General features: G+C 46.9%; 16 protein-coding genes. 7 read left to right on the forward strand and 9 right to left on the reverse strand.

Translation table 11 applies throughout. The features are described from left to right. Positions 1–142: 142 nt before the first annotated feature. Entirely contained in the window at positions 143–949 is an 807-nt protein-coding gene (locus ASG16_RS19480) for a DUF2935 domain-containing protein (protein WP_056490919.1), read from the reverse strand. Between the two features lie 131 nt (positions 950–1,080). On the opposite strand from ASG16_RS19480, the gene ASG16_RS19485 reads away from it, so the two are divergent. The 5 genes from ASG16_RS19485 (at position 1,081) to ASG16_RS19505 (ending at position 3,956) form a co-directional block, all read left to right on the forward strand. Further along, a complete protein-coding gene (locus ASG16_RS19485) occupies positions 1,081–1,575 on the forward strand; it encodes a DUF1648 domain-containing protein (protein ID WP_056490921.1) in 495 nt (164 codons plus the stop codon). Positions 1,576–1,713: 138 nt separating this feature from the next. After that, the gene (locus ASG16_RS19490; protein WP_056490924.1) at positions 1,714–2,139 is read left to right on the forward strand and encodes a DMT family transporter; all 426 of its coding nucleotides are present in this window, start codon (positions 1,714–1,716) and stop codon (positions 2,137–2,139) included. A gap of 24 nt (positions 2,140–2,163) precedes the next feature. After that, the gene (locus ASG16_RS19495) at positions 2,164–2,889 is read left to right on the forward strand and encodes a Crp/Fnr family transcriptional regulator (RefSeq protein WP_056490927.1); all 726 of its coding nucleotides are present in this window, start codon (positions 2,164–2,166) and stop codon (positions 2,887–2,889) included. After that, on the forward strand, positions 2,883–3,350 hold the full coding sequence (locus ASG16_RS19500) for a DMT family transporter (protein WP_056490929.1): 468 nt from the start codon (positions 2,883–2,885) through the stop codon (positions 3,348–3,350). The genes ASG16_RS19495 and ASG16_RS19500 overlap by 7 nt, the downstream gene beginning before the upstream one ends. Before the next feature lie 102 nt (positions 3,351–3,452). Beyond that, entirely contained in the window at positions 3,453–3,956 is a 504-nt protein-coding gene (locus tag ASG16_RS19505; RefSeq protein WP_056490932.1) for a CarD family transcriptional regulator, read from the forward strand. 68 nt (positions 3,957–4,024) lie between these two features. On the opposite strand, the gene ASG16_RS19510 is transcribed toward ASG16_RS19505, so the two are convergent. Next, positions 4,025–4,993, reverse strand: coding sequence for a GNAT family N-acetyltransferase (locus ASG16_RS19510; RefSeq protein WP_056490934.1), 969 nt, complete (start codon positions 4,991–4,993; stop codon positions 4,025–4,027). A gap of 151 nt (positions 4,994–5,144) precedes the next feature. Then, positions 5,145–6,212 (reverse strand): CapA family protein, encoded by a 1,068-nt coding sequence (locus ASG16_RS19515; RefSeq protein ID WP_056490938.1) that lies wholly within the window; start codon positions 6,210–6,212, stop codon positions 5,145–5,147. 151 nt (positions 6,213–6,363) lie between these two features. Between ASG16_RS19515 and ASG16_RS19520 the strand changes: the two genes are divergently transcribed. Beyond that, entirely contained in the window at positions 6,364–7,539 is a 1,176-nt protein-coding gene (locus ASG16_RS19520) for a UDP-N-acetylmuramoyl-tripeptide--D-alanyl-D-alanine ligase (protein WP_056490942.1), read from the forward strand. A 148-nt stretch (positions 7,540–7,687) separates the two neighbouring features. Then, a complete protein-coding gene (locus tag ASG16_RS19525) occupies positions 7,688–8,047 on the forward strand; it encodes a transporter (RefSeq protein WP_082517245.1) in 360 nt (119 codons plus the stop codon). Positions 8,048–8,107: 60 nt separating this feature from the next. On the opposite strand, the gene ASG16_RS19530 is transcribed toward ASG16_RS19525, so the two are convergent. From ASG16_RS19530 to ASG16_RS19555, 6 genes are all read right to left on the reverse strand, one after another. Beyond that, positions 8,108–8,881: a FixH family protein gene (locus tag ASG16_RS19530; RefSeq protein ID WP_056490944.1), complete on the reverse strand. Its 774-nt coding sequence runs from the start codon at positions 8,879–8,881 to the stop codon at positions 8,108–8,110. A gap of 6 nt (positions 8,882–8,887) precedes the next feature. Continuing rightward, positions 8,888–9,499 (reverse strand): SCO family protein, encoded by a 612-nt coding sequence (locus ASG16_RS19535; RefSeq protein ID WP_048032214.1) that lies wholly within the window; start codon positions 9,497–9,499, stop codon positions 8,888–8,890. Positions 9,500–9,533: 34 nt separating this feature from the next. Continuing rightward, a complete protein-coding gene (gene ctaG / locus ASG16_RS19540) occupies positions 9,534–10,403 on the reverse strand; it encodes a cytochrome c oxidase assembly factor CtaG (RefSeq protein ID WP_056490947.1) in 870 nt (289 codons plus the stop codon). 177 nt (positions 10,404–10,580) lie between these two features. Continuing rightward, positions 10,581–11,051, reverse strand: a complete 471-nt coding sequence (locus ASG16_RS19545) for a thioredoxin family protein (RefSeq protein ID WP_056490950.1) — start codon at positions 11,049–11,051, stop codon at positions 10,581–10,583. Positions 11,052–11,054: 3 nt separating this feature from the next. Beyond that, positions 11,055–11,483 carry a disulfide oxidoreductase gene (locus tag ASG16_RS19550; protein WP_007727820.1) on the reverse strand — a complete coding sequence of 143 codons (429 nt, stop codon included), beginning with the start codon at positions 11,481–11,483 and terminating at the stop codon, positions 11,055–11,057. Between the two features lie 171 nt (positions 11,484–11,654). Beyond that, a complete protein-coding gene (locus ASG16_RS19555) occupies positions 11,655–12,440 on the reverse strand; it encodes a metallophosphoesterase family protein (protein WP_056490953.1) in 786 nt (261 codons plus the stop codon). Positions 12,441–12,525 lie beyond the last annotated feature (85 nt).

Here is a 12,525-nt window from a genome sequence, read left to right on the forward strand (position 1 = left end):
CACTTCCTCCTTAACGTTGGTACTGTATAGCATATGAGGACAGCTTCCTGCTTGCTTATGCATGAGTGGATATCGCAAAGAAAGAATGAAAAAGAGGCGTAAAGCCTTTAGCTTTCGCCCCGTTCTGAACATGGTTAAGCTTTTACTCAATTCGCGGTCTGGTCGGGAAACAGTCTGGTGATTGCACGTCGGCAACCTCAGATAGCTTCATCAAATAGTAGCATTCTTCTCGAGACATATGGTCGGCCATAAGTGGGGAGAAAACTCCGAGCACTTCATCGCACATCCGCATCTCTCCCAATTCATGCAAGAATACCTGAAAAAGCTTCATTTCCATTTCAGCTTGATGGTTAAAACGACATAGTGCCGGGAAGTTATTCAAGTTTGTTCGGAGATACCCGGCCAACTCCACCGCTTTTAGGTAAAAATGCTCGAATTTTTTGGTGAATTGTTCACTTTTAAGCTGATAGTCTTTTTCTACCATGTCCAAAAGGGAAGTGATGGTGGCTGCATGCCCTAATGCATCGGAAAGCCAGAGGATGTGGAGATCTACCGGGTGATTAGCAGGTGGCAAGCTTCCGGAGAGGAAAGCATGCAAGATTCGTTCATATTCTTCTAATTCATTCACCATGTGGTTCATAAACGTTGGTGGAAGACTGATGGATATTTTACTGATGAGGTGCCTTTCCAGAATGTGGAGTTTAAAATCACGGAGTTGTTGGGTGAGTGCACTCGCTTGCTGGTTGAGGGTGAGAAGTTCATCTGAAGACAGGTTTTGCCTGGCGTTATCCAGTAAGTTATCGAATGACACGATAAAGTATACGGCTCTTTCAATCTCCTGCTCTTCATTCGGAGCGAGTGATTGAAAAATAAAGCGGGCATGATCGCCCAGAATTTGTAGCCAGAAACGATGTTCAAAAAACATACTTTCTCGCAAAGGGTCGTTCACTGTTGTTCCCTCCTTACTCCACATCAAGATATGTAAAAACGCCCAGAAGTGTGTAACGGATTGACCTTGACTCGGAAATAAACATAAATGGTAAAATACTTGTAGGAGCAGTAGCAGTAAGGGGGGAGAAAATGAAGAGGCCAATCATACATATCCCAAAGACAGGCAGCGAATGGTTATGGGATGTAGTTGGTTGTTTATTTTTCGTGGGATCGCTACTCTTTTTAGTCTTTGCATGGAATAAGCTTCCTGACGAGGTGCCTGCCCATTACAATGCTCTGGGTGAAGTAGATCGCTGGGGCTCAAAATGGGAACTACTTCTTTTACCTGGGATTGGTGTCTTTATCATTTTCCTCATGCAGATACTCGAAAAACATCCAGAGCTGCATAATTATCCGGCACGCTTCACTGAATTGAATGCCGAGTCGTTTTATTTGCACAGTCGAAAAATCGTAAACCAAATAAAAAATAGCTGCTTAATTATTTTTTCCGTAATCTTGTTGGAGTCGGTTTCCATTGCTTTAGGATGGGGAGGCGGCTTTGGGAAATGGCTTTTGCCGATCACGATCGTTGGGATGATCACTCTGCTTGTAATAGGAATCGTGAAACAGAAAAAGATTCAATGAGAAGAATGAGCGAGAGGGCCTTCAACCGGGAAGGTTCTCTCCTTTGTTTTTTGCAACAAAAATCATGAGGACATATGTCCTTCCCTATCCACCTTGCGATCCTTTTTAATTAGGAACAGATCAGTGTGAGGTGAGAGGATGAAAGGAATTATTTTTGCTATTTTGGGCGGTGCTTTCATTACCTTGCAAGGTGTAGCGAATTCAAGAATCAGTCAAGATATTGGTACTTGGCAAACCGCGACACTTACGCAGTTAACCGGTTTCCTCACGGCTTTTTTACTCCTGTTGTTTTTTCGAGATGGAAAATGGCAGGCATACAGGCGAGTGAAACCGTTATATTTGACAGGTGGGGCATTCGCCGCGTTTATCATTTTTAGCAATGTTACGGCCATTCACCATATCGGGGTAACCATGACGATTTCCGCCCTCTTGATTGCGCAGCTAAGCCTGACTTTTCTCATTGACAGTAATGGGTGGTTCGGTGTGGATAAACAAAAGATGAGGCTGCCGCATTTTATTGGGATCGGGATGATGATTCTGGGGGTACTGATACTGAGAGCCTGATGTCGAGAGGGTGAAACAAAAGAAATGAAGGAAATCGAAAATCGTGAGCTTTTGCAACAATATCTCCGTGACCATCAGTTAGCGTCTGTTTTTCATGAGCCTTTTCTGCCCCATTTGTCCTTGTTTCAATTTGATCAAGGGGAGCTCATTTGTGCTCAGGGCGAAACGGCCTGTCATCTGTATGTTTTGGTGGAGGGCAAAGTAAAGATTTTTACGACTTCCCCCGAAGGAAAAACCCTGATCCTTTCCTTTAAAAAGCCGCTTGAAGTGATCGGAGATATTGAGTATGTAAGGGGAATTTCTTATCTGAACTCGGTGGAAGCGGCCTCGTCTGTTCAGATGATCGGGATTCATTATCGCTGGTTGAAAAAATACGGAACAGACTACGCTCCACTCCTGCAATTTTTACTGCAAATCATTACGCATAAATTTTGTGTGAAGTCCAACTCATTAAGCATCAACCTTCTGTACCCTGTTGAGGTACGTTTCGCTCGTTATTTGTTGTCCGTTTCCATAGAAGAGTGGAATTCTGCCAACAAAGAACAAATCAGTACGAGCAATCTCTTGGATGCAGCGAATATGATTGGGACGAGCTACAGACATTTGAATCGGGTCATCCAGCAATTCTGCAAGGAGGGACTGATTGAACGTGCCAATGGATTCCTTCTGATCAAGGATAGGGAAGGTTTAGCTAAAATGGCGAGCGAGACCTCGAACGATAAGGAGACAGGAGTGTCAATAACATGGTAGTCGGGTTATTCTTCGCGTTACTGGCTGGCTTGTTGGTCAGCCTGCAAAATATTTTCAACAGGAAAGTAAGTGAACAGGCAGGAACATGGTCTACGACGACACTTGTGCTTGGGATGGGATTTCTGTCGTCTTTGACGATGGGTCTCATTTTCGAAGGCAATCAGTTGTTTTCGCTTCCAGCTATGCAGCCGTGGTACTGGTTCAGTGGCATGATCGGTGTCGGGGTGGTCTTTTGTCTGGTGCAAGGGATGAGACTGCTTGGCCCAACGTATGCCATCTCCATCGTTCTCACTGCGCAGCTCGGCTTTGCTTTATGGTCGGATTCAATTGGCTGGTTAGGGCTGGTTCAAGTGCCGATTACTTTCACGCAATTGCTTGGAGTTCTGGTCATTGTCGGGGGTGTGATCGTGTTTAAACTAGGCGGCGAATGGCAACAGAAACGCTCCATGAGTAAGATGTAAATTTTTTATTGACTTAATTTTAAACGTCATGATAAAATAAAAAATTTTAAATTCGATATTTGTGCTATAATGGTTATAGATTGCTTTGAAGGAGGTGGACGTATGTTTCAAGTTGGAGACAAGGTTTTTTATCCGATGCACGGAGCAGGCGTAATCGAGGCGATGGAGGAGAAAGAATTTCTGGGTGAAAAACACCTCTATTATGTGCTCAACATGCTGCTGAAAGAGTTAAACATCATGGTCCCCGTTGAAAAGATGTCCGCTCTTGGTATTCGAAAGGTGGTCGAATCCGACATTCTGGAGAATGTATTGGCCGCCATGCGAGAGGGGAAACGCGACACCGCCTTGAATGCAGCGCAGCGCTACAAGCTTCATACAGAAAAAATGAAGAGTGGCGATATTTACGAGCAATCTGAGGTCATTCGCGATTTGGTTGGTATGAGTAAAGAAAAAGTATTGGGAACGAGTGACAAAGTGATGCTGGATAATGCGCAGCAGCTCCTCATTAGTGAGATTGAATTGGTAAAAGACGTAGATACGGAACAGGCAACAGAAATGCTAAAGCAAGCTGTATGCCCAGAAGAAATGTCTGAGATTGTCCCATAAATATTGTCCATAGAAGGGAAGTAAGGGGAGTGATTGTTCCTGCAATCGCCCCCTTTTTTGTATGTCCGTTAGAGCGGCAAGCCATGATCCAGTGAGAATTCTTGGCGACTGGCAAAGTGCTGGTATCCAGCGCGTAAAAAGGCTTTGGCCATTGGCGTGTTTTTTACATCGGTATCTGCGCGAATGGATGTTTCTCCTGCTAGGACAAGAACGTCTGTGGCTTGCTTCAACAATCGATCAATGTAGCCGTGTCCTCTTTGCTCGGGGAGAACACCTATGTATCCAATCGTAGCAAAGGTAGGGCTGACTGTAGGCATCAAAAATCCAATGAGCTCATTTTTTTCTGTATAGGCAAGCTGCCACCATTCCGGTTCGTATTTCATTTGCTGTAAATCCTGGAACATTTCTTGTGCTTGGGCTAGAGGGCCTTTTTCCATGCGCTCCTGTGTAATTTGTTGATCATAGGTGAATTGCGAGACGCGCATGATGGCATCCACAAATGCAGCCTCGCCAACCTCAGGAAGACTGCGGTAGACGATCAGATCATGCGCTTTGTTTGACGGTATAGCAGTTGCATCAATCGGAGCATGCCATTCAAAGCGGTTTGTTTCCCGGCTAATTCGGAAGCCGAGTGCTTCCAGAACATTTCTTCGCTCTTGGTGATCCGTTTGCCATTGGGGAGAGGAGGAAGGTGAATCCAGGACGTAGCCAATTTTCTCCGAAAGATTTCCTGCCATGAGTGTAAAGACTTCCCGTAAGAAATGAGCTCCAAGCGAAGGGCATTCTGTTTCTTTCCATGGAAGCTCCCACAATACCAAATCAGTCGCTTGATTACTGCCAGGCAATGTCCAGAAGGCAAGACGACCAGTGATCTCACCTTGTACCTCCAGAATAAAGCACCAGTCCTGACGCATGGCTCCTCGTGCGAACATTTTGTCGAGGTAAGCAGCTATATCATCCCGAACGGATGCGGGGTGGTCCGGGAAGGCAAGAAATGCAGGTAAATCCTCCGAGTGGGTACGGCGAACGGTGATCATGCAAGTCATCTCTCCTTTGTAACTATCTAAGTTAATTTCGTTAGTTACAAAAGGATTTTACCAAAATGTTCTGTGAATCGTCAATCGCGGTCTTTGCAGGTAAAGAGGAAGGGGAGGGAGTAAACTGACCGCTCCCTCGTTTGCTCCAGTGTTATTCAATCAATACGCCCCGCGACCTGCCTATGATGCGGATGGCGCGATTCCACAGCAACTGGAGCTTTTTTCTCTGTAGGGGTCGCACATACAGATCAGGGCTTTTTAGATACGAACGCATGGGGATGACACGAAAGCGTATACGCCCTTGACTCATATAGCGTTGCGAAAACGTCGGGATGACCGAAATTTGCTCGAGTGAAATCTGATTCCTCTCATCCTTCTCGACAGTAAATCGCAGGATTGCTCCGCACTGAGATTGATCAAACGAGAGCATTTTCTCTGATGTGAAATTGCCCAAAGAATACGCGACTAGTGTTTGTCTCTTTGTTCCGTGAGCAGTCGTGATACTCGGGGTGACAACAGGCTGCAGCACATGAGGGTGAGCCCCGAGGATGACATCAGCTCCGTTGTCAAGCAGGCTTTGTACGAGATGTCGCTGGCGAGTCGTCGGTGTATAGCGGAATTCAATCCCAAAGTGAAGGGAGATGATCACAACATCGACGAGAGGACGGACTTTTCTCAGGTCGGATAATATCGTGTCAAGATGAAGAAGTCGGACCATCCATGGCGTATGAGCGGGGATCACCTGCTTGTTTGTCCCGTAGGTGTACGCAAGCATGGCGATGCGAATACCATTTACCTCCTTGATCAGGAAGGCATTTGCCTCCTCAAGGCTTCGATAGGTTCCGGTGTGAGCAAGCTTGTATCGATCCAAAACATCAAGGGTTCGGCATAGTCCGGTTACTCCGCCATCCAGACAGTGGTTATTCACTGTCGTCAATACGTCAAAGCCAGATGCTTTCAAGTCCCGAGCCAATTCATCCGGACAGTTGAAGCGAGGGTAACCGGTTCGTGCCGAACCGATTTGATAGGGCTGGGCCTTCCCGGAAAAGGTGGTTTCTAAATTGCCAATCGTGAGATCTGCCGCTGAAAGAATCGGTGTCACGGGGTGAAACATATCCGTAAAAGAGAATTGATCTGTACCAGGCAGTCTGGCAGTTGCCACCTGCTCTTTCCACATCAGGATGTCGCCTACAGCGGCGATGGTGGCCTTCTTTTTCATTCGCTTCACCTCCCTTGCTACTCTATTCCAGAAGTCGTCCGTCTGATTTGGATAGTAGCGGAACGTTTTCATAGATAATGGTCTATACAGGCTGTCTATGTCGTTCATACAATAGGAAAGCTGATCGAGAGAAGAACGAGGCAAAGGGGTGATGCCCGTGAAAAAGAAGAGAAGAGCTGATGTACCGGTAAAGACACTGATTCTCGACAAGCCGGTTATCGCCGTGACGGGAAGCGCAGGGAAGACCACAACAAAGGAAATGATCTACACCATCCTGAATCTACGCATGCCCACATATAAATCGATGTACAACAAGAACTTCCTGGGAAATACAAGAGCGCATACCAAAAGAATTCGGGACGAGCACAAGGCCGCAGTGCTTGAGTATGGAATTTATCGAAGTGGTCATTTGCGACAGCACTGCAAAATCATCCAGCCATCTATGGGAGTCATTACGAATATTGGCACGGCTCATATTGGAAATTTTGGCGGTGATGCTAGGAAGCTGGCGTTAGCAAAAACGGAGTTAATTCGTCACATGAAACCCACGGGAACCATTTTTCTGAATTGGGATTGTCCCTATTCTCGTGAGTTTATTCAACAGCCTTACCTGGGTTCGTTCACGGGAAAAATCGTGACATTTGGCAAGGAGCATGAGGCGGACTATAGGGCGGGGCGAACGAAAATAGAAGGCAATGGGTTTCGATTCGAATGTTCTTTGCGTGGAGAAAAGGAGTCATTTTTTGTTCCTATTCCTGGCGAGCATAATTTATACAACGCATTGGCTGCTATTGCAGTCGCACATACGATGGGGATTCCCGTCGATGACATTCGTCGCGGGTTAAGTCAGTTTCGCGGACAGCGAAAACGTCTTACTAGCTATCGACTCGCGAATAACATTCAGGTGCTGGATGATACCTTTAGTTCGAATCCGGATGCGGCCAAGGCTGCGATTGATGTGTTAAGCCAGGTTGGGCATACCACAAAGATCGCCGTGCTCGCCAGTATGCTGGAAATGGGTAAATACGACGTGAAAGGTCATGAGGATGTCGGGAAATATTTGAGTCAAAAAAATGTAGACTATTTATATACGCTGGGAAGTAGTGCTAGGTATATTGCAAGAGCAGCGATTCGCTCCGGATTTCCGGCAAATCGGGTGAGGCATTGCTTGAGTAAGGCAGGCTTGCATCGGCGTCTAGCAAAACAACTACAGCCAAATACAGCCTTTCTCGTAAAAGGATCGAATCGGTTGAAAATGGGAGAGACCGTTCAATTTTTGTGCAGGGTTACAGCCCATCGAAGTAATCGAAACACTGGGAAAGGATAAAAGAGTGGGGACGCCTGCGGGGTGGCGGACAAGGGATTTATATACAGGCTATTGCGGAAAAAATAGGTGAATGACGGCGGGCAAACGCACATACCATCTGTGCGTTTGCTGCATTTCCTATAGGGAGACTAGTAGGAGGTGACACGTCATGTCATATCAATTTCCCCCTGGCGGCCGAGATGGTTCTCCAGATTTTCCAGGCTCACCAGGCTCCCCTGGTTCCCCCGGTTCACCAGGAGGTTTTCCCCCTCCGCCACCAGGTCCTCCACCGAGTAGGACGCCAAGTGCACCGGGAGCAAGAGGATATGGGGGAACACGCCGGATTGATGCTGGCGGATTCTATCCCTGTTTATATCGTTACACGTACGTTTGGCTGAAAAATGGTCGCTCTTTCTGGTTTTACCCCGTCTATGTCAGTCGTCACTCTGTAACTGGATACCGCTGGACTGGATATCGTTGGGAGTATTACGGGACAGACTTGAATCGAATCGCCTATTTTACCTGCTAACCGGAATTTACAAGCAAAACGGCCATTCCTCGGGAGGATGGCCGCTTTATTTTGCGTTTCTTATTTTATGGAAAGTGAAAAATCTTTGTGATCATGAATGTCTCCCTTTTCTACATGGACCTTCACTGTATAATCCCCAGCAGTAGGGAACTGTGCGTTGCCTTCATACTGACCAGCCGCCGTTTCCGTTGCATCGACGAAGCTGTGCTTTTGGTCAGTTCCCCGCCAGAACTCGAACTTGACTGTCGCTTTGTCCAACGCTTTGTTCTCTTTCATGAGATGAACGGTGAGAGCAGTTGGTGTTGCTACTTGAATATTGTCGGCTGGAGAGAAATGATAATCAATGGTTTCCCCATTCGCGTGACCTGCTGCCCCATGATCATGTGACTGACCTGCGTCAGTTGGAGGTGCGGATGGCGTCGTCCCAGGCGTCTCACCAGCCTTACTGTTTACGGTAAAAGGTGTCTTCTGCATATTGTGGAAATCACGTGCTGTTACATGGTAGTAGACAAAATAAGAGCCTGGCTCGTTAATGATTTGTTGGGCCGTGTAAACACCGTCTCCTTTCAGCGAAGCCGGGATCGTTTCATGCTTTTCTTGCCCATCTTTCCACCATTCGAACTTCACTTCCTTGGCGTCATCCACGGGTTGGCCATCTTGCGTAACTTTAACGGAGAAGGTAACGGTGTCGCCCGCTACAAGCTCCTTTGGTTCCAATGTAAAGGCAGCTTCAACGGGAGCTCCGGGTTGAAAAGCTTGTTGCTCGTTCTCTTTTCCACAAGCGGCTAAAAGGAGCATAAGCATGGATAAGAGCAGAATCATCGTACGTTTCATATTGGATTACCCTTCCTTCTTCAATTTCAGCAGTTCCTGATAAATTTGTTCGGGATCGAAATCGTCACCCATGCCGAATTTTTGAATGACGGCATTGTTATCATCCACGAGATATGTACTCGATGTATGAGAGATAAATCCATCATCCATCTTATTGGCAAAAAAGCCAAGCGAATTTGTAACCGTTTTGATCGTTTCGTCATCACCCCGAAGCAGGGTCCAGCCTTGTTCTTGAATCCCCAACTGCTTGGCATAGTAGCGCATGACCTCAGGGGTGTCGTTTTGCGGATCAATCGTGATGGTCAAAAACTCAACGTCTTGCCCCATCAAGTTTGCTTCGAGCAAGCGCTTTTGCAACTGAACCATTTTTACCGTTGTCGTGGGACAAATATCCGGGCAACGGGTATAAATCAGCTCCACTAAGCGAAACGTTTTCTTTTGCGGTGCTAGCGAATAGGATTGTCCATCGATGGTTTGCAGAGTCACATCAGGTAATTTCGCCTGGGCGTTTTTGGGCCCGAACCAAACCCAAGAAGCGACAAGAGCAACAAGGACAAGGACGGGTAACAACAAGAGCAAACGTCGGATTCGGATAGCGGTAGCAGGGGCGATATTCACGTGTGTGTGGCGCCTCCTTTCTGATTCTTATTGGCTATGGTGTCATGAGGCCGTCCTCTTCCTGATTCTTTTCTTTTCGATACCAGGTAGAGAAGATGTAAGCCAGGACGACTCCATACGTTAGCTCCTGCATGAGCTTCATTACTATTCCGCCCAGTCGTTGATCCTCCAGAGGGAGCAGTGGAACGGCGAACATCGATTTGTCGATCGGCGTGGAAAAGAATGGAGCGCAGAGCATGGAAGGACCGTCTACATAGGTCGTATACAACGGTGTTGCTGAAAAAATAATCAGTGCGCATGCAGGCGTAATCAAAACACCGTTAGCAAAGATGTAGGCAAGCTTTTGCAGTTCGGACAGACGGTGAATTTCCGGTATCGGAGCGACAACGGGCATCCACATCAAAATCGCAGTCACCAGCAACAGTAAATGAATCAAATTATGCAGGGCCAAGTTGTTCATTGCCAAGTCTAAAATAACTGGCATATGGTAAAACGAGAACAGGGCATTGAACATGAGAATAGCAGGTATTGGGTGACTCGCTATGCGCATGAACAGCTTGAGCCCCCGACGATAGAACAGGCCGCGGATCAACCATGACGGGGTCCCTGCCAAGAGCAGCAAGGGCATTACGAGATAGAGTAACGATTGTTGCAGCATGTGGGCGCTAAACAAAAAATGCCCAGCCACGTTCAAAGGACTCCCCATACTAAAGTAAAAACCAATTAAGCCGAGAGTGAAAAAAATCTTTTGCTTTCGTGTAACAGGTGTGGAATCTTGAAAAGTTTGGCGTAATGGTCCGGTCAGCGAGAAATAAGCCAGACCGATCAAGAAGGTCAAAAGAATCAGCTCTGGATTCCATGTCGCCCGAAAGCCAAAGGTTTCAGTGAAATAAGCGAGGGTCATGCGATTACCTCCGTTTTCAAGGATTATCCCCAGTACTCATTATAGGCAAATAACTGGAAAAGCCTAATGACTCGTTCGGGCTATTTCTTCCAAGAGAACGGAATTCTTCACATATTTGTCACGTATGTCCAATATGAAAAGAGCCTCCCGCAAAGAATTGTGGGAGGCTACCAAATGTTATGATTTTTTCTGCTCTTCCAACCAAGCTTTCCATTCGCTTGCTTCACGTCCACCGACGAGTCGAGCTACTTCCTTGCCGCCCTTGTAATGAACGAGGGTCGGAGTGAATTCGATGTTGTATTCACCATAGCTGGCGTTAAATTCTAGCAAATTGAGCTTTTTCATATCGATGTCCAAGCTTTTCACGATCGGTACAAGGACGGGGGTAGTTGCTTTGCAATGCTCACAAACCGGGCTGTAAAAGTAAACAAACGCGTCTTCCTGATTATCGAGCTTACCTTTGAGCTCATTTGGCATAATGAGATTATCGTACAGCGGGTCACTCAATTGTTCGAGAGTAGCGGGGTGCAAATTGGCTTTACCATAAGGGTTTCCTTCCGCAAGCTGACGGTTCGAAATGTCAGAGTACACGATCGCACCGATCAGGATCGCAGCCACAAGGATGGATAGAAAGATGACTTTTTTCATGAATCATTTCTCCTTTGCATTTTTCATAACGATGACAAGCAGGATGCTGATCAAGGTGAAGGCAATGAGAGCAAGGAACGGAATCGTGATAAAGCCTAGCCAGTTAATATAGTCCGTGTTGCATGGCACAATGCCGCAAGCGCTACCCAGATCTTGCAGGGCAGGTATTTTTTGAATCGAGTAATGATACAGCGATGTGAGTCCTCCTATGATGGAGAGAATCAAGGCGTACGACGCGATTTTGTCATCTTTCTTCGCGGTGGCCACTCCGAGTAAGATGACGAGCGGGTACATCAAGATTCGCTGGTACCAGCACAGGTCACACGGTATGTACTTTAACACCTCTGAAAAAAACAAACTGCCTCCTGTTGCGATCAGGGAGACTCCCCAAGCGGCAAACATGGCTTGTTCCACGATTTGCTGACGTTTCATATAAACACCTCGTCCATATCTTAACATATTACAAATCGAAAGTAGATTATAAAAAGTAATAATTTGTTGAACGAATGGGCTTGTCTCCCGCATCATACTGGATGCACTACCCGATGCGCTTGCAGCGGGTAGGAGCACCAGTGCGAAAGCCCCCAGTTTTCCCGAGCACGATCAGTAGACCCGTACTTGTGGAGAGGATTGCCTATCCCGAATCGGTACGAACATGGTTTGAAGAGAAGGCCATTCGACGAGCATGACACCTCGCCAATATCCTGCGCCACCATCAATACCGACGATGTTGTCTCTGCGCCAAGGACCGCTGCCTGTGTATTCAGGCAATCCGGGAACAGGGGTATGGCCAAAGATGACAGGGAGTTCTCCATCATAATAAAGAAAAAAAGGCTCGCGAATCCATAGTAAATCTTGCGGATTTTGATCCTGCAAGGGGATGCCGGGTCGAATGCCTGCGTGTACCAAAAGTGCGGCTGGTGCTCCTGTTCGCGGATCGGCTGGCAGCTCTATATACAAAGGAAGAGACGACAAGGTTGGCAAGGTTGTTGGATAGCGAGAAAGGATGAATTGCCGCGCTTCTTCTTGTTCCTGCAAAGAAGGTGTCCGGTTGAGAAAAGCTCGCCGAAGAGGGTGATTCCCTAAGAAAGAACGTATGGTGGCATCGCCGCCATTGTAGCGCAGGTATAACTCCGGATTGCCGTTTCCAGACAGCCAATCCTCCAACATTTGCTCGTGGTTGCCTTTTATGAGATAGATTTGGTTCGGATACGCCTGCCGAAGAGTGAGTAGATCGAGCAATACTTCCTTTGATTCAGGTCCTCGATCGATCATGTCCCCCAATACGTACAGACGATCACCAGCTTGGGGCGAGAAGGAAACGTCCCGCAGCGCCTTTTGAAAAGCCTGATTCTGACCATGTATGTCCGAGACTAAATAAGTAGTCAAACAAGATCACCCTCCTCGAGTACCCGTTATGCCTTTTAGTAGGATATGTTTGTGTAAAGGGGAGGGTGAAAGGTGTGTCCCTTTC

Source organism: Brevibacillus sp. Leaf182 (assembly GCF_001423865.2).
GTDB classification, from domain to species: Bacteria; Bacillota; Bacilli; order Brevibacillales; family Brevibacillaceae; genus Brevibacillus; species Brevibacillus brevis_C.